19 protein-coding genes are annotated in these 19172 nt (G+C 61.4%); 9 read left to right on the top strand and 10 right to left on the bottom strand.

Features of this window, described 5'->3' with window-relative positions:
* Nucleotides 1-93: 93 nt before the first annotated feature.
* Nucleotides 94-573, bottom strand: a complete 480-nt coding sequence (locus FHT29_RS00095; RefSeq protein ID WP_047555120.1) for a hypothetical protein — start codon at nt 571-573, stop codon at nt 94-96.
* 115 nt (nt 574-688) lie between these two features.
* Nucleotides 689-1120 (bottom strand): OsmC family protein, encoded by a 432-nt coding sequence (locus FHT29_RS00090; protein WP_034483104.1) that lies wholly within the window; start codon nt 1118-1120, stop codon nt 689-691.
* A 375-nt stretch (nt 1121-1495) separates the two neighbouring features.
* On the opposite strand from FHT29_RS00090, the gene FHT29_RS00085 reads away from it, so the two are divergent.
* On the top strand, nt 1496-2290 hold the full coding sequence (locus FHT29_RS00085; RefSeq protein WP_168598928.1) for a FadR/GntR family transcriptional regulator: 795 nt from the start codon (nt 1496-1498) through the stop codon (nt 2288-2290).
* Between the two features lie 31 nt (nt 2291-2321).
* On the top strand, nt 2322-3470 hold the full coding sequence (gene dgoD / locus FHT29_RS00080) for a galactonate dehydratase (protein WP_037200032.1): 1149 nt from the start codon (nt 2322-2324) through the stop codon (nt 3468-3470).
* Nucleotides 3471-3794: 324 nt separating this feature from the next.
* Here dgoD and FHT29_RS00075 read toward each other — a convergent pair whose 3' ends face one another.
* From FHT29_RS00075 to FHT29_RS00050, 6 genes are all read right to left on the bottom strand, one after another.
* Nucleotides 3795-4511, bottom strand: a complete 717-nt coding sequence (locus FHT29_RS00075) for a Bax inhibitor-1/YccA family protein (protein WP_037200031.1) — start codon at nt 4509-4511, stop codon at nt 3795-3797.
* A gap of 22 nt (nt 4512-4533) precedes the next feature.
* Complete coding sequence (locus tag FHT29_RS00070; protein ID WP_037200028.1) at nt 4534-5304, bottom strand: anti-sigma factor; 771 nt, start codon at nt 5302-5304, stop codon at nt 4534-4536.
* Complete coding sequence (locus tag FHT29_RS00065; RefSeq protein ID WP_037200026.1) at nt 5291-5830, bottom strand: sigma-70 family RNA polymerase sigma factor; 540 nt, start codon at nt 5828-5830, stop codon at nt 5291-5293. Before FHT29_RS00065 ends, FHT29_RS00070 begins: the two co-directional genes overlap by 14 nt.
* Before the next feature lie 64 nt (nt 5831-5894).
* Nucleotides 5895-6818, bottom strand: a complete 924-nt coding sequence (locus FHT29_RS00060; protein WP_168598927.1) for a bestrophin family protein — start codon at nt 6816-6818, stop codon at nt 5895-5897.
* A 132-nt stretch (nt 6819-6950) separates the two neighbouring features.
* Nucleotides 6951-7703, bottom strand: a complete 753-nt coding sequence (gene msrA / locus FHT29_RS00055) for a peptide-methionine (S)-S-oxide reductase MsrA (protein ID WP_047555102.1) — start codon at nt 7701-7703, stop codon at nt 6951-6953.
* 121 nt (nt 7704-7824) lie between these two features.
* Nucleotides 7825-8034, bottom strand: coding sequence for a SlyX family protein (locus FHT29_RS00050; protein ID WP_047555093.1), 210 nt, complete (start codon nt 8032-8034; stop codon nt 7825-7827).
* A 235-nt stretch (nt 8035-8269) separates the two neighbouring features.
* Here FHT29_RS00050 and FHT29_RS00045 point away from each other — a divergent pair, with 235 nt between their 5' ends.
* The 5 genes from FHT29_RS00045 to FHT29_RS00025 are packed head-to-tail and all read left to right on the top strand — an operon-like array spanning nt 8270 to nt 13306.
* The gene (locus tag FHT29_RS00045; RefSeq protein WP_047555090.1) at nt 8270-9106 is read left to right on the top strand and encodes a metallophosphoesterase; all 837 of its coding nucleotides are present in this window, start codon (nt 8270-8272) and stop codon (nt 9104-9106) included.
* Nucleotides 9103-10266 (top strand): ABC transporter ATP-binding protein, encoded by a 1164-nt coding sequence (locus FHT29_RS00040; RefSeq protein WP_047555087.1) that lies wholly within the window; start codon nt 9103-9105, stop codon nt 10264-10266. The genes FHT29_RS00045 and FHT29_RS00040 overlap by 4 nt, the downstream gene beginning before the upstream one ends.
* Nucleotides 10259-11182 (top strand): sugar ABC transporter permease, encoded by a 924-nt coding sequence (locus FHT29_RS00035; RefSeq protein WP_047555085.1) that lies wholly within the window; start codon nt 10259-10261, stop codon nt 11180-11182. Before FHT29_RS00040 ends, FHT29_RS00035 begins: the two co-directional genes overlap by 8 nt.
* On the top strand, nt 11179-12015 hold the full coding sequence (locus FHT29_RS00030) for a carbohydrate ABC transporter permease (protein ID WP_047555078.1): 837 nt from the start codon (nt 11179-11181) through the stop codon (nt 12013-12015). Before FHT29_RS00035 ends, FHT29_RS00030 begins: the two co-directional genes overlap by 4 nt.
* A gap of 25 nt (nt 12016-12040) precedes the next feature.
* On the top strand, nt 12041-13306 hold the full coding sequence (locus FHT29_RS00025) for an ABC transporter substrate-binding protein (RefSeq protein WP_047555076.1): 1266 nt from the start codon (nt 12041-12043) through the stop codon (nt 13304-13306).
* Nucleotides 13307-13375: 69 nt separating this feature from the next.
* On the opposite strand, the gene FHT29_RS00020 is transcribed toward FHT29_RS00025, so the two are convergent.
* Nucleotides 13376-14359 carry a substrate-binding domain-containing protein gene (locus tag FHT29_RS00020; protein WP_047555413.1) on the bottom strand — a complete coding sequence of 328 codons (984 nt, stop codon included), beginning with the start codon at nt 14357-14359 and terminating at the stop codon, nt 13376-13378.
* Nucleotides 14360-14609: 250 nt separating this feature from the next.
* Between FHT29_RS00020 and FHT29_RS00015 the strand changes: the two genes are divergently transcribed.
* Entirely contained in the window at nt 14610-15530 is a 921-nt protein-coding gene (locus FHT29_RS00015) for a 3-hydroxyacyl-CoA dehydrogenase (protein ID WP_047555073.1), read from the top strand.
* Between the two features lie 192 nt (nt 15531-15722).
* Here the strand turns inward: FHT29_RS00015 and FHT29_RS00010 are convergent, their stop codons facing one another.
* Complete coding sequence (locus FHT29_RS00010; protein WP_037200010.1) at nt 15723-17309, bottom strand: aldehyde dehydrogenase (NADP(+)); 1587 nt, start codon at nt 17307-17309, stop codon at nt 15723-15725.
* 257 nt (nt 17310-17566) lie between these two features.
* On the opposite strand from FHT29_RS00010, the gene FHT29_RS00005 reads away from it, so the two are divergent.
* Nucleotides 17567-19081 carry a mechanosensitive ion channel family protein gene (locus FHT29_RS00005; protein ID WP_037200009.1) on the top strand — a complete coding sequence of 505 codons (1515 nt, stop codon included), beginning with the start codon at nt 17567-17569 and terminating at the stop codon, nt 19079-19081.
* Nucleotides 19082-19172 lie beyond the last annotated feature (91 nt).

Below are 19172 nucleotides of genomic sequence, written 5' to 3'. Positions count from 1 at the left end.
CAACTTGAAACAAGAGTTAAATCATCGACAACGCGCTTGGCGGAACGGAGTCGAAAGTGTCCGACATTTTGTCGCGGAACGATCGACGCGTGATCAGGCGCCCAAAAGCGCCGGGCGGAAGCGGCGGATGCTCAAAAAGCCGACAAGCACGCACACGACCAAGAGCGCCGCCTGGGCCGCAAGTATCGGCGGCTCGTTGCCATTGGGCGCCAGTGCATTGAGCACAGGTATCTTCTGGAACGATTGGACGATCAGCACGAGACAGTTGAAAAAGAGAAGCACCATGGCCCCGATGATGAAGACGGGACGCCAGATGCCTGCAAGATGAAAGCTGTAGCGCGCCAGCGCGGTCGGTATGAAAATGAGAACGCAGAGACTGCCGACGATGATTGCCGGCGTGACAGTGTGAAACGGAAACAGAAAACCCGTCAAACTGGTAAGAATGGTCGTGACCATATAGACCAGCGTCGATCGCTCGTGACGATTGGCCGTGAGAAAACCAGAGGCAACGACAATGCCGCTGACGATGGCAATCAAACTTATGACGACGTGAATTAAGAGAATTCCAGACATTCGCCCCTCCGTTGAGTGTTGCATTTCGTGAAAATGACAGCCCAATGCGCGAATGCGGAATATACATGAAACGCGCCGCGCGAACCAGCGCGGCGCTAAGCCGTGAAATGGCCGCTTAGGCGGCGTGGACTTCCAACGAAATCGGAACGGAGGCGAGTGCCTTCGAAACCGGGCAACCGGCCTTGGCCTTATTGGCAAGCTCAGTGAAAGTGGCTTCATCGGCGCCTGGAATCTTGCCCGTCAGCGTCAGATGGATCGCGGTAATGGCAAAACCGCCTTCGACGCTTTCAAGCGTCACCTTGGCCGTCGTTTCCATGCTCTCAGCAGTAAACCCGGCCTCGTTGAGGATCAGCGACAGGGCCATGGTGAAGCAACCGGCATGCGCAGCCCCGATCAGCTCTTCCGGATTGGTGCCGGCAACGCCTTCGAAACGGCTGGCGAAACCGTAAGGGTAGTGATTGAGCGCGCCGCTCTGCGTCGAGATCTGGCCTTTGCCATCCTTCAAACCGCCGGCCCATTGAGCCGAACCTGTACGATTGATCTGCATGTCGTCCTCCTTATCGTTGAAATGAGCTTTGGGAGCGGAATCGCCGCCTCCCCGCAATGACCGACGGCAAACAGCATTCACGCCATCCGCCCGGACACCATAGTCCTTCTATCCGTCGAAGACGACGCCGCCATAACAAGAGCGGCGTCGTCTTCGACAAAGCGCGGCACAGCGGATTGTTCCCACCGACAATCGCGCAAGGTTTCCAAATCATCATACAATATTATTGCCAATGTATGATGATTGGCGTATCTTGGCTTCGACGCGAAGGGTGCACGAAACGCACGCCGGATGTCGGCCGCATGAAAGCCCCGCGCATGTCCCTCGTCGCGAGAGGTTTACGGGGCAACATGCGACAGGTGTGGAGGAGATAGGGTGGATTCGCTTGAAGGACAGGAGCACGGCGCGTCAGCCCAGCCCGAGCGCCGTCCGCGCGTCCGCAGGAACGTAACAGCGTCGATCGCCGAAGACATTTGCTCCGAACGCTATCCCTCGGGCTCGACCCTGCCGCGCGAAAACGACTTGTGCGTGATGTTCGGTGTGAGCCGTACGGTCATCCGCGAATCCTTGAAAGTGCTGGAATCGAAGGGCCTCGTGCGCGGCAAACCACGCGTCGGCACCACCGTCTGCGACAAGGATGATTGGAACATCCTCGATCAGGACGTGCTGGAGTGGATGGGGCCTCATATCGCCGAATTCAATATTCTCGGATCCATCTTGGAGGCGCGCCGCACCATCGAGCCCGCCGCCGCCGAATATGCGGCGGAACGAGCCACCGCCCAGGAGATTGCCGACCTCGACCATGCATGGCGGCAGATGCGCGATAGCGCCAATGATCCGGAAAGCTTCACCGAGGCCGATGTAGCCTTTCACAAGGTGCTGCTGAGCGCCAGCCACAACCAGGTGTTCCGCCGCCTGTCGAGCGCCATGCATGCCGGCCTCAAATACGCGCTTCATGCCTCGAATGTCGCCGCCCACAGCCGCGACGAGGCGATCACGGTCCATGGCGAATTGGTGGAGGCGCTGCGACTGCGCAACGGCGCCGCCGCCCGGAATTGCGCCCATCGCATGCTCGATCTCGCCGCCCGCGATCTTGCCGTCGAACGACGGCTGGACGATGGCCGGAGAATGAAACCAGAAACCCCGAAATCCGCGGCTGCAGACCGCTGATATCATCCAAAGCCGAAATGGAATCATACCCATGAAGATCACGAAACTGACCACGTATATTGTACCGCCGCGCTGGATGTTCCTGAAGATCGAGACCGACGAGGGCATTGTCGGCTGGGGCGAGCCTGTCGTGGAAGGCCGGGCGCTGACCGTGCAGGCAGCCGTGCATGAACTGGAAGACTATCTGATCGGCAAGGATCCCTTCCTGATCGAGGACCACTGGAACGTCATGTACCGCGCCGGCTTCTATCGCGGTGGCGCTGTCCACATGTCGGCGATTGCCGGCATCGACCAGGCGCTCTGGGACATCAAGGGCAAGGCGCTCGGACAGCCGATCCATTCGCTGCTCGGCGGCCAGGTGCGCGACAAGATCAAGGTCTATTCCTGGATCGGCGGCGACCGCCCCTCCGACGTCGCCAACAATGCGAAGGAGGTCGTCGCCCGCGGCTTCAAGGCGATCAAGCTCAACGGCTGCGAGGAGATGCAGATCGTCGACACCTACGACAAGGTGGAAAAGGCAGTCGAGACCATCGCCACCATCCGCGAGGCGATCGGTCCCTATATCGGCATCGGCGTCGACTTCCACGGCCGCGTCCATCGGCCGATGGCCAAGGTACTGGCCAAGGAGCTGGAGCCCTACAAGCTGCTGTTCATAGAGGAGCCCGTTCTCTCTGAAAACCGCGAAGCGCTGAAGGAAATCGCCAATCATTGCTCGACGCCGATCGCGCTCGGCGAGCGGCTCTTTTCACGCTGGGACTTCAAATCAGTGCTGTCGGACGGCTATGTCGACATTCTCCAGCCCGACCTCTCTCATGCCGGCGGCATCACCGAATGCCGCAAGATCGCTGCCATGGCAGAAGCCTATGACGTGGCGCTGGCGCCGCATTGCCCGCTCGGTCCGATCGCGCTTGCCGCCTGCCTGCAGGTCGATGCCGTCAGCTACAATGCCTTCATCCAGGAACAGAGCCTCGGCATCCACTACAACAAGGGCAACGACATCCTCGACTATATCTCAAACAAGGAAGTGTTCCACTATGCCGACGGCTTCGTCTCGATCCCGCAGGGACCGGGTCTCGGCATCGAGGTGGACGAGGCCTATGTCATCGAGCGTGCCAAGGAAGGCCATCGCTGGCGCAACCCGGTCTGGCGTCACGAGGACGGCAGCGTCGCCGAGTGGTAGGATCACAGTCCTTTCCTGACGGACGAAGGACCTCATATCCGGAATAACTAAGGGCCTGATGGCAGCAGATTTGCGCCATCAGGCCCTTTCTTTAAACAGTGCTCTCTTAGCCCGGCACCTTTCCCCTTTGCCGCGCTGCGGCGAAAATGGCTGCGAACTCGGTTTGCCACTCTCAAAAAAGTTGCGCCTGCAGTATCGGCGCAGATACTGCAGGCGCGTCATGCGTCTCAACAAGCCCCCAGGGAGACGCATTACCGGAGCATGATCACCAAAAGGGTGGAGTGCCTTTCGGATCCGACCATGCCCAAGCGGGCAATTTCAAACCTATTCCCGTTCACCGGTGAGATTCAGCAGCAGCTGAAAGATGTTGACGAAGTTCAGGTAGAGCGACAGGGCACCGAAGACGGCGAGCTTCTGCTGCGATTCCTGATCATGGTTCTCGGCATACTGTTCCTTGATGTTCTGCGTGTCCCAGGCGGTCAGGCCGACGAAGACGACAATACCGATCACCGAGATAGCGAACTGCAGCGCGCTCGAACCCAGGAAGATATTGACGACGCTGGCGATGATCACGCCGAACAGTCCCATCATCAGGAACGAGCCGATGTTGGCAAGATCACGCTTGGTCGTATAGCCGTAGAGGCTGGTGGCGCCGAACATGGTTGCGGCGATGAAGAAGGTGCGCGCGATGCTCGTGCCGGTGAAGACCAGGAAGACCGAGGCCAGCGACAGGCCCATGACCGCACAGAATGCCCAGAACATCATCTGTGCCGTGCTTGCCGACATGGTCTGGATGCGGAAAGAGAAGAAGAACACGAAAGCGAGCGGCGCCAGCATGACGACCCACTTCAGCGGCGTCTGAAAGATCGGCACGTAGAGGGCCGGCGTCGTACCGACGACCATCGCGACGATACCCGTCAGCACGAGGCCGATACCCATGTAATTGTAGACGCGCAGCATATGCCGGCGCAAACCCTCGTCGAAGAGCGCCTGCGAGCCGGCGGCGGCTCCGTAGCCGTATCGCGGATTGGTCGGGTTCATGGTCGTTCTCCTTTAATTCAAACTAGTACAGGCTGCGGGCGAGCTTTTCGGCATCGCCGTCGAGCTGAGCCGCCTGGCCATCGCCGATCAGCGCATAGGCGACTTCACCGATCTGCCAATAGGCAGTCTGGACGTCGTCACGCTTGATGTGACTGACCTCCTTGACGGCGAAATTCCCCGGGCGAACGGCGAAAAGTGACAAATGTCCGTCCCTGCCGGCATCAACAGTCATTTCGACGCTCGGACCGAATTCGGACGGATAGATCTGGGCATCGGTGACGCGCCAGTCGCCCGGCAGCTCCGGCAGGACGATCGCCGTCGATGCGCGGATTTCTTCCGGATTGTAGTTCGCGGCCGCCGATTGCGGCTTGATTTGTTCCCGCACGGCAGTCGTCTTGTAGGCGCGCACGGCGTCATCGATGAAAGCCGGCGGCCGTGAGGATGCGTTGACCTCGCTCGCGGTGAATGCGCCGAAGGACGTATGCGCCACCCAGCCGGTCGCCACTAATACGGCAACGGCGGCCACGCGCTGGAAAGATGCCAGCATGCGCCCATAGACCAGTCCGCGCTCCAGCCGCCGGGCGGCCTCGCGGGTCTCTGCCCTGAGCACATGGCTCTCACCGGCCAGCGCCATGCGCAGCTCGCCACGGATGCTCATATCCGCCATGACCTTGGCGGCAATCTCGGGATGCTCCGACAGATAGGATTCGACCTCGACACGGCGCGCGACTGGCAACTCGCCATCGACATAGGCGTCGAGATCGGTATCGATGATCGGATCAACCGTTTTCATTGCCGCCTCCCTCGATAAGCCTGAGATGTGAAACCTTGGAGGTAGCCTCCTCGAAATTGCGCAGGCTCGCCCGTGCCCTTGAGATGCGGGACATCAGCGTGCCGACAGGAATGCCAAGCGCGGACGCCGCTTCCTGATAGGAAAGGTCTTCGATCGCCACGAGATGCAGCGCTTCGCGCTGTTCCTCAGGCAGACTGAAAAAGGCCTCGCGCACCTGGCTCAGGCGGACCGTATGGTCCTGCGACGCCGGTAGCGCCACCTCAAGCTCGGCGGCCGCCTCTTCGTGGCGACGATTCAGCGATTTCTTCTGACGCAGGCGGTCGATATGCACATTGTGCAGGATCGACAGCAACCAGGTCCGCAGGTTGCCGCCGCGACGGAAGGACGCCTTGCGCTCGTATGCCTTGACCAGCGCGTCATGCACCAGATCTTCGGCCTCGTCCGCATTGCGCACGAGCGAGCGGGCATAACGTCTCAGCGAACCGAGCTGCCCCAAAACATCGAATGTGCGTCCTTTGCGATCCATACACCTATATACGGAAGCGCTCCGGATTCTATTCCATCGCTTTGCGAAATTTTTTGCTGACGGCCTACATCAGCACGAAATCCTGGGGCTGCGGCAGCGGCGGCAGATCGGTTTCGCCAAGCGCCTCGCGCAGATTAATCTCGATCGTATCGGCAAGGGCGCCGATGGCGAGTGCATTGGGGCGATTGCCGAAAGGATCTTCCAGCTCATCGCCCAGCGCATCGAGCCCGAAGAAAGTATAAGCGATGAGAGCCGTTACGAAGGGCGAACCCCAGCCGAGCGTATCGACGAAGCCGAAGGGCAGCAGGAAGCAGAAGAGATAGGCGGTGCGATGCAAAAGCAGCGTATAGCCGAACGGCAGCGGCGTATTGCGAAGGCGCTCGCAGGCGGCCTGCGCCGCACCCATCTGGCCGACGCTGATATCCAGCATCTGATATTGGATATCCGAAATCGCGCCCTTCGCCTTCAGACGTGCAAGATCGGATGAGATCAGGCGCAGGATGAGATTCGGCCGGTTCTGCGCTGCGCGATAGAACTCGGCCTCGCTCGATGTCAGAAGGCGCAACACTTTGCTGTCGTCGCTACCCGATCGCAGAAGGCAGACCAGCGCCTGCGCAAAAGCCATGGTCAGACGCAGCAGGGTCTTCCGCGCCTCGATACCAGCCTCACCTTCCGCTTCAAGGATCAATGTCTGACGGGCAAAGCCGCGGGCAACATAGACAAGCTGACCCCAGTCGCGCCGACCCTCCCACCAGCGGTCGTAGGCGGCATTGTTGCGAAAGCCGAGGAAAATCGAAAGCGCGATGCCGAGCAGGGAAAGCGACGATCCGTTGAAGGACACGACCAGATTCGGCCGCTCCTCATGTCCCCAAACGATCAAAGCCGACAGCAGGAAGATGGCGACGATCTGCGGCAGGATGCGCAGGATGATCGAACCGCGAACAATGAAGAAAAGCTGGAAGAGATTCGGCCGGTCGCGGACGATCATGACGAAACGCACTCTCGATATGTGTCTGGTGTCAGGCAGCAATACACCAGACGAGCCGCGAGTAACGAGCTTTTCTTGCAATGCGGCCGTGACCGGCGATCATCGCTCGCCGGTCACGCGACCAAGTGCTGGTCAGTTCGCGCTGGCGTTTGCCGTTACCAGAACCGGGTCAGCGCGATAATCCTTGGGAAAGACATGCTGCAGATTCTTGATCTTCGGCATGTCGTTGATGACGATATAGGGATAGTTGGGATGCGTCGTCAGAAAATCCTGATGATAGCTCTCGGCGGCATAGAATTGCTTAGATGGCTCGATGCGGGTGACGATCGCGGCGTCGAACACCTTGGCGTGATTGAGCTGATCGATATAGGCGCGGGCAATATCGGCCTGTTCCTGACTGCTCGGGAAGATCGCCGAACGATACTGCGTGCCGCTGTCCGGCCCCTGATAATTCAGCTCCGTCGGATCATGCGCGACCGAGAAATAGATCTGCAGCAGATGTCCGTAGCTGACCTTGCGCGGATCGAAAACGACGCGCACGGATTCGGCATGGCCGGTATCGCCGGTGCTCACCATTTCGTAATGCGCCCCATCCTTGCCGCCGCCGGCATAGCCTGACGTGGCGCTGATCACGCCGTTGACATGCTGGAACACGCCCTGCACGCCCCAGAAGCAGCCGCCGGCAAGCACGACCGTCTCCGTGCTGGCGGAACCAGCCTTCTCGTCCATGCTTGGCGCGGGAATGACGCGCGCGTCCTCGGCCGAAGCGCGGCCGGCAAATTGCAGCGCCATACCGCCGACGAGCACCGCCGCGACCGTGAGGCCGGCGAAACGGGCGACACGCGCTGAGCGAATGCGGATCATGTCCGTCGATAAAGTCTTCATGAGGATCTCCTCTCGACCGCGATTGTAAACGCTCCGGTCACAAGGAGATACGGGAAGACGGGGCCTTTTGTTACACACGCCCGCGTGAAACACCGAAACGTGAATGATCCAGCCGAACTGATCAGTAGTGCGGCGGCTTGGTGATCGCTGGCGCGTCGAGCGACTGCTCCTCCAGCATCAGAAACCGCTCCGCGAGCCGATCGAGCTTGTGCCTGGTCTGCTCGACCACCTTCCATTGCTCCGCAATCTGGTCGGACAGTTCCTCGATGGTCTTCGCCTGGTAGGCAACCGTCTCCTCGAGTGTCGTGATGCGGCTCTGCTCGTCTGACATGTCCAATCCCCTTCGGCAGCGATCTATATCACCGAACCCATCACGTACAGGTCCCAATTCGCCACAAGGCCAGCGATGACGTTGTTTGACGGTGATGTGACAAAACTGAAAAACATGTGAAAAGACCCGTTACTCAACTGACATGGGGGCCTTCTAAAGAGTGCGCAGAGACGCGCCTGTTTTGAAGGGAATCCCCTCGCTGGCGCATTGCTTCTGAAGACTCCGGAGACGCGCCTTGAAGATCATCCAGATCACCGACACCCATTTGAGCCCAACCAAGCCGCATTTCAACGGCAATTGGGAGCCGCTGGCGACATGGATCGAGGCGAGCGGCGCCGATCTTGTCGTCCACACCGGCGATCTCAGCGTCGACGGCGCCGACAAGGACGAAGACCTTACCTTTTCCATGGACCTGATGCGCCAGGTCTCCGTGCCGATGCTGATCGTGCCCGGCAATCATGATGTCGGCCACCTGCCGGGATCGTATCAGCCCGTCAACCCGGAACGGCTGGAGCGCTGGCGCCGCCTCGTCGGCCCGGATTACTGGGCGAAGGACGTCGACAATTGGCGGCTGATCGGGCTCAACAGCCTGCTGATGGGCTTCGAGGATGCCGAGGAGAACAAGCAGTTCGAATGGCTGCAGGAGAAGCTCGAAAGCCGTGATGGTCGCCGCGTCGCCCTCTTCGCCCACAAGCCGCTCTTCGTCGACGCACCCGACGAAGGCGATACCGGCTATTGGAGCGTACGTCCGGCGCAGCGCCGCCGACTGTATGATCTGATAGCAGCCCACGACGTCGCCCTGCTCGGCAGCGGTCACCTGCACTGGACCTGGGAAGGCCGCTTTAACGATACGGCCCTCGTCTGGGCACCACCCGCCGCCTTCATCCTCGACAAGATGGAACGCGAAATGCCCGGCGAACGACTGATCGGCGCAGCAATCCATGAACTCGGCGAGAGCGTATCGACCGAGATCGTCGCAGTATCGGGCATGACCGCCTACTTCCTCGATGATGTCGTCATGGAGGTCTATCCGCAGGCCGCCCCGAAGCTTCAGAAGGAGGCGACCGAATGAGCGCCCTTTCACTTCGCGGCATCGCCAAATCCTTCGGCGGCAACGCCATCCTTAAAGGTGTCGATCTCGACGTCGAACCAGGCGAATTCATCGCCCTCGTCGGTCCTTCCGGCTGCGGCAAGAGCACGCTGCTGCGCATCCTGGCAGGCCTTGAGCATGCCGACAGCGGCGAGATCGTTCTTGGCGGCACCGACGTCTCCGGCGTCGCAGCGGCCGACCGCAACATCGCCATGGTCTTCCAGTCCTACGCGCTCTACCCGCATCTGACCGCATCTGAAAACATCGCCGTGCCGCTTGCCATGCGCCGCCTGACCCGCGTCCAGCGCCTGCCCTTTATCGGCTCGCTGATCCCCGGCCAGCGCAGCACCCGCCGCGCCATCATCCGCGACGTCCGCGAAATGGCCGTTTCGCTGAAGATCGACCATCTGCTCGACCGCAAGCCCGGTCAGATGTCCGGCGGCCAGCGCCAGCGCGTGGCGCTTGCCCGCGCTATGGTGCGCCGCCCCAGCGTCTTCCTGATGGACGAGCCGCTTTCCAATCTCGATGCCAATCTGCGCGTCCATGCCCGCGGCGAGATCGTCGATCTGCATCGCCGTGCCGGCGTGCCGACTGTCTATGTCACGCACGACCAAGCCGAGGCACTTTCCATGGCCGACCGCGTCGCCGTGATGATCGGTGGGCAGTTGCTGCAGCTGGCCTCGCCGCAGGTGATCTATGACGATCCGAGCCATGTCGAAGTCGCTCGTTTCGTCGGCCAGCCGCGCATCAACCTTTTGCCGGCGCTCGCCGAAAACGGCTTCGTCGCCTTCGGCGGCATCCGGCTCGCACTCGAAGACGGCAGCTTTGCCGGCAAGAATGTAACGCTCGGCATCCGGCCGGAATTCGTGAGCCTCACGCAGGGACGGCAGGATGCGCTTGCCGCCCATATCGAGCGCATGGAATTCCTCGGCTCCGAGGTCATTCTCTATGCCAAGCTCGATGCCATCGGCGAAACGATGATCGTCAAGCTTACACCCGCAGAGGCCGCGGGGCTCTCCGCCGGCATGCCAGTGGCGCTGACGCTTGCCCCGGAACAGGCCATGGTCTTCGCCGAGGACGGACGCCGCCTGCGCACCGTTCCCGCGACAGTCGACACCGCCAGGGAGAAGGCGCATGGCTAGCATTGCCGCCACTTCCCTGCCGATGCAGACGGCGGCGGCGCGCGAACGCAGCGAAGCCCGCACCGCCCTCCTCTTCGCGCTGCCAGCCATCATCCTGATCGTGCTGTTCATCCTGGTGCCGATCATTGCCGTCGTCGTCCTCGGCTTCACGGATTTCCAGCTCGGCGACAAGAGCCTGCGCTTCGTCGCCTTCGAGAATTATGCGCATCTGCTGAAGGATCGCGCCTTTATGAAGTCGCTCTGGAACACGACGGTCTACACGGCCATCGTCGCTCCCATCTCGATCGTGCTCGGCCTCGGCGTCGCGCTGCTGATCGAGAGCGAAGGCATCGGCCGCAGCTTTTTCCGCACAGCCTACTTCCTGCCCGTGGCTTCGCTGATCGTCGCGATGGCGACCGTCTGGCAGTACCTCTTCCATCCCACAATCGGCCCGATCAACGCTCTTCTCGCCGAGATCGGGGTGCGCGGCCCGAACTGGCTCGGCTCTTCAGCAACCGCCCTCTACAGCCTGTCGATCATCGGCGTCTGGCAGTCGGTCGGCTTCAACATGGTGCTGTTTCTCGCCGGTCTCACAGCCATCCCGCGTGAACTTTATGCCGCAGCCGAAGTGGATGGCGCGAAATCGGCGTGGGACCGCTTCTGGCTCGTCACCTGGCCGATGCTCGGACCGACCACGCTTTTCGTCACCACCATCAGCATCATCAACGCGGTCAAGGTTTTCGACACCGTCAAGGCGCTGACCGAGGGCGGCCCGAACCATGCCTCGGAGGTGCTGCTCTTCACCATCTACCAGGAAGGCTTCGTCTACCTCAGGGTCGGCTATGCCTCGGCGATGACGACGGTCTTTCTCGCCATTCTCGTCGTGCTGACCTTCCTGCAATATCGCGTCCAAGACCGGCAGGTGCATTACACATGACCTCGACAGGCTTCACTCCCGGCCGCATCCTGCGCCTCTCCTTGCTGATCCTCGGCTCGCTCGTCTTTCTTGCGCCCTACATTTTCATGATCTCGACCGCCGGCAAGGCGCAGGACGACATCTTCACCTCGGCGCTGCGGCTGATCCCGACGCATTTCTTCTATATCGAGAATGTCACCAAGGCGCTGAGCAAGGTTGATATGGGCAGGCTGCTGTTCAACGGCGTCCTCGTCTGCGGCCTGATCTTCTTCTTCCAGGTGCTGATCGCCATTCCCTGCGCCTATGCGATGGCGAAACTGAAATTCCCGGCGGCACGCACGATGATGGTGCTGGTCATGCTCGGGCTGCTGATCCCAATCCACGCGACCGCGCTGCCGCTCTATGTCGGCTTCAACAGCCTGTCGCTGCTGAACAGCTACACAGCCCTGGTCGCGCCCTTCTCGATCTCGGTCTTCGCGATCTTCATGTTCCTGCAGTTCTTCCGCGCCATGCCTGATGATCTCATCCACGCCGCCCGCCTCGATGGCATGTCGGAACTCGGCATCGTCGCCCGCGTCATCGTGCCGAATGCCTGGCCGGCGGTAACAGCCTTCGCGATCTTCTCGGTCGTCGCGCACTGGAACGACCTCTACTGGCCGCTGATCGTCATCAGCAAGCAGGACTACGCCACGCCGCCGCTGGGCCTCATGTATTTCCGCGCCGCCGAAGCCGGCGACGACTACGGCGCGCTCATGGCGGCAACCCTGATCATCACCCTTCCCCTCGTCGTCGCATTCCTGTTTGCACAGAAGCGTTTCGTCGAGGGCATCACCATGACCGGTCTCAAAGGCTGACCGGTTCGAAACAGGAGAACGAGCGATGAAGCATATCACCCAGATTCTCGCCGCCGCGGCCATTTCGATGGTCGTGTCGGTCCCGGCCTATGCCGAGACGACCTTGACGGTTCACTACCCCATGCCCGGCTTCTTCAAGAACGTGATGGACACGATCTCGAAGAAATTCATGGAAGAAAATCCCGATATCAAGATCCAGTTCGCCGCTCCCTCGGCCACCTATGAGGAAGGCATCCAGACCATTCTTCGCCAGGCCGGCACGAGCGAGATGCCCGATGTCACCTTCATCGGCCTCAACCGCCTGCGCATGATGGACGAGCGCAATGTCGCCGTCGATCTCGGGCCGCTCGTCAAGAAAGACGGCAACATGGCCGAGCAGGGCTTCTCCGACACGATCCTGAAGCTCGCCCAGGTCAAGGGCAAGCAGATCGGCCTCGCCTTCGCGACGTCGAACCCGATCATGTACTACAATGCCGACCTGGTAAAGGCCGCCGGCGGCGACCCGAACAACCCTCCGAAGACCTGGGACGAAGTCATCACGCTCGCCGGCAAGATCAAGGCGCTCGGCAACGGCGTCGACGGCATGGACTTCCGCTGGCAGGGCGACGACTGGATGTTCTCCGCCCTGCTCTTCGGCGCCGGCGGCAAGATGCTGAGCGACGACGAAAGCAAGGTCGCCTTCAACGGTCCTGAGGGACAGAAGGCCGTCGAACTGATCCAGCGCTTCGTCAAGGAAGGCGGCATGCCGGTCTTCACCAAGGCCGCCGGCGAACAGGCTTTCGCCGCCGGCAAGGTCGGCTTCGAATTCCAGACCACCGGCGCACTGGTCAACACGATCAAGAACGTCGGCACCAAGTTCGACCTGCGCACCGCCAAGATCCCGCTGATCGATCCGGTCAACGGCCGCCTCCCCACAGGCGGTAACGCCGTCGTCATCCTGACGCATGATCCGGTCAAGGAAGAGGCCGCCTGGAAGTTCGCCAAGTTCGCCGCCGGCCCCTACGGCGCGTCCGTCGTCGTTCCCGGCACCGGCTACGTTCCGAACAACGAACTTGCCGCCAAGTCGGCCAACTATCTCGGCGACTTCTACAAGAAGAACCCGCTGTTCCAGGCCGGCCTCAGCCAGATGTCGGTCATGATCCCCTGGTATGCCTTCCCCGGCGCCAATGGTGTCAAGGTCACGCAGACCATCGTCGACAACCTGTCGCGCATCGTCGATGGCTCGGCCGCGCCGAAGGAAGCGCTTGAAGATGCAGCTTCCGACGTCGAAGGCATGCTGCCGCGCAGTTGATTGCCGGATCGGGTTTGAAATCCGCGCCGCCTCTCTTCGGGAGGCGGCGTTTTCATGTGCAGAGATCCGTCAGGATTGAATGGCGAGATTGCGCACGGTTCCGCCCGGCCGCAACCGGTAGGGAACGGTCAGATGTCGCGCCGGTGCGGCATTCTCCGCCATGTCGAGCAGTAGCGAGGCAGCAGCCGCACCCATTGTCCCATCCGGTATCTCCACCGTCGTCAGCGAAACCTCGGTCAGCAGTCCGAGGGAGATCCCGTCGAAACCGGCGACAGAAATATCGCGCGGGATCGAAAGGCCCTGACGCCGCAGCGCGCCCATAACCCCGAGCGCCAGAAGATCGTTGGAGGCGATGATCGCCGTCGGGCAAAACTGCGAAACAACGTCCGAGAGATCGAGCTGCCCCAAGCTGCTGATGAAGGAAATCTCCAGGGCGTCGAGAGGCTGTAGACCTGCGGACTCCATCGCCTTGAGATAGCCGAGATAGCGCAACTTTGCCCGATCCGATGCGGAAAAATGGCCTGAGATGAACAGGATGCGCCGATGCCCCTTCTGCAGGAGATGATCCGTCAGATCGCGGCCGGCGCCAAAATTGTCGGTCGCGACGGCGGCGGTGAAGCGGGCGGTCGGCAGATTGCCGAGCAGCACGGTCGGCGGCAGGGCGGAAGACAGAGCCGGGCTGCGTTCGGGATCGCAGACCGTGAGGATGAGGCCGGTCGGCTGCTGCTGGAGCAATGACGCGACGGCATCCGCCTCCTGTGCCGGATCGTAATTCGATTGCGCGATCAGCACGCTGTGACCCGCATGAAGAGCCCGGTTCTGAATGCTGGACAACGACGCCGCGAACACCGGATTGGTGATGCTGGGAATGAGCACGCCGATCGCCGGCCGTCGATTGCCGGCGCGGCCGCCGGCGCGATAACCGAGCTCCGCCGCCGCCCGACGCACCCGACGCACCATCTCATCGCTGACGGGACCGTTGCGGTTCAGCACCCGGCTGGCGGTCGCAACAGAACAACCGGCACGAAAAGCGACCTGCTGGAGCGTCGACAAGATATCAAGCACCTTCGGCTTCGGATTTCAGCATCGAGGCTGACATCGCCCATAGGGAATGGCGGGGATTTATATCAAATCGATTACAGTTATTTGACGCTCGTCCGATACAGCCGTGACATCTGCGCCCTTGATCTTTGCTGCGGCGCAACAGATCTTCAACGGATCACGGCGCGAATGATGCTGTCATCAACCGATGCCATGATTGCCGCTGTGATCCGCAGATCCGACCCTTTGAAAGGATGCTCTCATGTCTGAAGCAGAAGCACGGACGCCTGCCGCCCCCAGAGAAAAGACCGAACGGCTGTTTTTCCTCGATATCAACGACGGCCGAATTCTATCCTCCGCCATCGACGGAAGCGACCTCAAGCTGATCATCCAGCGCCCGGGCCGCAGTCCGGACGGCATTCTCGTCGACAGCGAGAACGGCTGGCTCTACTGGACGGAAATGGGCACCGACTACAACGCCCATGACGGCTCGATCGAGCGCATTAATCTCGACGGCAGCAACCATGTCACGCTGATCCCGCCGGGCAGCACGCTGGTCACGCCGAAGCAGATCCAGATCGACCAAGACAACGGCACGCTCTACTGGTGCGACCGCGAGGGCATGCGTGTCATGCGCGCCAACATCGACGGCTCCGACATCGAAACCCTGGTGCAGAACGGCGACAGTCCGCAGGACAGTGCCGATATCGAACGCTGGTGCGTGGGCATCGCCCTCGACCTGCCGCTCGGGCAGATCTACTGGACGCAGAAGGGGCCGCCGGACGCCGGCCTCGGCCGCATCCTCCGCGCCAGCATCGACATTCCCGAAGACGAGACGGCAACGAGACGCAGCGATATTGAGACCCTGCTAGACAAGCTGCCGGAACCGATCGACCTCGAACTCGATCTCGCCACCCGCACCGTCTACTGGACCGACCGCGGCAATCTCCCACGTGGGAATACCGTCAACCGCGCCAGCATGGACGACGTCGCGGCAACATCCGAAGTTGTCCTGGAAGGACTGGACGAAGGCATCGGCCTTTCGCTCGACCTGCCGAACAATCGAATGTTCTTCACCGATATCGGCGGCAATCTCTATTCGGCGAGCCTCGACGGCTCGGGCGAACGCGAGCTGCTTCACCACGCGGGTTCGTTCACCGGGATTGTCTACGCGATGGTTTGAGATTTCCAATCGGCTTCGGGTCGTGGGATTGCCCCTCACCCCAGCCCTCTCCCCGTTTTGATGGGGAGAGGCAACGACCTCTGTACCCTCGTCCAACAGGTAGCTGAATGGAAGGCTGCGGGAGCGACTATCCCCTTCTCCCCGCAAGCGGGGAGAAGGTGGCCGACAGGCCGGATGAGGGCTCTCCAGCCTTCAATGTGCCTTGCGCACGCCATCCAGCAGATGCGGCAGCGTCTTGATGCCTTCATCCCTCAGTTCGGCCGGCAACATCCCTTCCGGCAGATCCTGATAGGATACCGGACGCAGGAAGCGACGGATGGCGAGCGTACCGACCGACGTCGTGCGGCTGTCCGATGTTGCCGGGAACGGTCCGCCATGTACCATGGCATGGGAGACTTCCACGCCGGTCGGCCAGCCGTTGGCGAGAATGCGTCCGGCCTTGCGCTCCAGCACCGGCAGCAGCTTTGCGGCGACGGCATGGTCGCCAGCCTCGATCTGCAACGTGGCAGTCAGCTGGCCCTCAAGCTTTTCGGCAACCGCAATCATCTGGTCGATGTCCTTGCAGCGCACCAGCAGGCCCGCCGCGCCGAAGACCTCATGCCCGAGCCGCTCGTCGGCAAGGAAAGGCTCGACATCGGTCTCGAAGAAGATGCCGGGGCTGCGGTTGACTCCCTCGGCCGGTGCGCCATGAGCGACGGTCTTGACCGCCTCATGCTCCGCGAGCGCAGCCACGCCCTTGTCGAAGGCGGCGTGAATGCCTGGCGTCAGCATCGGCGCCGGCGCGCGACCGGTCAGTACCGCGCTGGCAGCCTCGATAAAGCGATCGAGATCGGGGCCATCGATGGCGAAGAGCAAGCCGGGATTGGTGCAGAATTGGCCGGCGCCGAGCGTCAGGGATTCGATGAAGCCCGTGCCGATCGCTTCGGCGCGCGCCGCAAGCGCCGCCGGAAAGAGGAAGACGGGATTGACGCTGCTCATCTCGGCATAAACAGGAATCGGCTCCGGCCGGGCCGCGGCGATGGCGCCGAGCGCCAGGCCGCCGCCGCGCGAGCCGGTGAAGCCGACAGCCTTGATACGCGGATCGCGCACCAGCGCCGCGCCTGTTTCGTTGGCGCCGGTCAGCAGCGAAAAAGTCCCTTCAGGCAGGCCGCAGGCCGCAACGGCAGCGCGGATGGCGCGTCCCACAAGCTCGCCCGTGCCCGGATGGGCGAGATGCCCCTTGACGACGACCGGGCACCCAGCGGCAAGCGCGGACGCGGTATCACCCCCGGCGACCGAGAAGGCGAGCGGGAAATTGCTGGCGCCGAAGACGGCGACGGGGCCGAGCGGGATCTGACGCAGGCGCAGATCGGGCCGCGGCAACGGCTTGCGCTCCGGCAATGCCGGGTCGACGCGGAGATCGAGCCATTCGCCGGAACGAACCACCTGCGCAAACAGCCGAAGCTGGCCGACTGTGCGGGCGCGCTCGCCCTGCAGACGTGCCACCGGCAGGCCGGTCTCTTCCGTTGCCCGCTCGATCAGCGCATCGCCGATATCGATGATATTGTCAGCGATCTTTTCGAGAAATGCCGCCCGTTCCTCCGGGCTGGTCGCGCGGTAGACGTCGAAAGCCTGGCCGGCCAATTCGCAGGCCCTTGCCACGTCGGCCTCGCTCGCAATCGCAAAAGCCGGCTCGAGATTTGCGCCGGTCGCCGGGTTGATGGCGTGCGCGGTTCTGTTGTCGCCGGTCGACTCTGCGCCGATCAGCAAATCGCCGCTAATCACAAAAGACTGTGTCATGGGTATTCCTTGATGATGTCGAAGCGCCGGGAGGTGCGCCGTCGAAGGCTGATAGCAGGACGGGATGACAGATGTAAGATGATAATCGTCATCCAATTATCAAGGCTTCGGTCGCGGGATCAAGTCCGTCGGGACACTTGCACCGAAGACTTGGCTTGGCTGCATCGAAGATGTCGCAGTTCGTCGCTATATGGCATTGTAAACTCTTTCATGCCAATTTAGCGCCCATCCGATAGATTGAGTGCGGCCAAACCCCCATGTCTCTTGCACTTCTCGATGATCCGATCGTCCAGTTCTGCATCCTGGTGGTCATCGGCACATTCGTCAGCCGCGTCATGCTGCGCCATCAGCGCGCCGGACGGCTGATAGGGCAGGCTATCTTTTTCGTCTGCCTGACCGTGCTTCTGCTCTATCACGGCATCATACCCTACGAGCCGAGCCCGCCGCAGGTGTCGGTGTCGCTGCGCACCTTCACCGGCTTCGCCAAGATCATCTGGTGGATCAACGGTGCCTGGGTGCTGATCGCCTGCGTGCGCCTGTTCCTCATCTTCGAGCGCAAGCCGCGCGAGGGCCGGCTGCTGCAGGATCTGATCGTCGGCGTCATCTATCTCGGCGCCATTCTCTCCATTGTCGCCGACGTCTTCAGCGTTCCGGTGGGCACGCTGATCGCCACCTCCGGCGTGTTCGCCATCATTCTCGGCCTGGCATTGCAGAGCACGTTGAGCGATGTCTTCTCCGGCATCGCGCTCAATCTCGGGCGGCCCTATTCCGTCGGAGACTGGATCGTCCTCGAAAACGATATTCAAGGCCGTGTCGTGGAAACCAACTGGCGGGCCACGCAGCTGCTGAACGGCACCAACGATCTGGTCGTCATCCCGAACAGCGTCCTTGCCAAAACGCGGCTGACCAATCTCTCCTCGCCCGACGAGAGCCACGGCGCCACCGTCACCGTACGCGTTCAGCCGACCACCCTGCCAAGCGTCGTCGTCGATGTGATGCAAAGCGTGCTGATCAGTTGCAACTCGATCCAGAAGACCCCCGAACCCAGCGTCGCCATCAATTCCGTCGACGGACAGGCAATCGAACTACAGCTGACGTTCCGCGTGCGCGATATATCGCAGACGATGGCCGCAAAGAACGAGATCTACGACCTCCTTTACCGCCATTCGAAGGCGGCGGGCCTGAAACTCGCCGGCCCTTCCGATACGATCGTCATTCCGGCGGAACACAAGGCAGAAGCATCGGGCGAGCAGCAGCACGCTCCCGGAACGCCATGGCGGCTGGTCAGCAACATCCCGCTGTTCTCATCGTTGACCGAGGACGAAAAAGAGCATCTGGCATCGCACATGCAGCGCCGCACTTATCGCAAGGATGCGGTCATCGCCGAACAGGACGCACAGCTTCGCGCGCTGACGATCGTGCGATCGGGCGTCGTCAGCATCACCCGCCGCGAGGGGCATCGGCAGATCGAGCTGACGCGGCTCGCGCCCGGCGATTATTTCGGCGAAAACGGGCTGTTGATGGGAACAGGCGAAGTCGGGACGGTCCGCGCCCTGACCTTTGTCGTCACCTATGAAATCGGCGAGGACTGCCTGTCGCCGCTCTTGCATGACAGACCCGCCCTCGCCGAAGAGCTAGGCGCCATCATGGCGAAGCGCATCGAGGCCGAACGCCATCTGTTCGCCAACACCGATATCCTGGTCAACGGCGCTCCCGTAAGTTCGCTGAGCTCGCGCATCAAGCATCTCTTTCAGTTGCAGCAGCACGACTAGCACTACTTTGGCAGATTAACCGGCCATTTACGATGATGGGCCATCTTGGGCGCTTTCATAGGGGTGCGCGAGATGGCGGAATTGGACGCTG

Origin of the sequence: Rhizobium sp. SG741 (assembly GCF_012275435.1) — a bacterium.
GTDB lineage: Bacteria > Pseudomonadota > Alphaproteobacteria > Rhizobiales > Rhizobiaceae > Rhizobium > Rhizobium lusitanum.
This window is presented reverse-complemented; position numbering and strand designations above follow the sequence as displayed.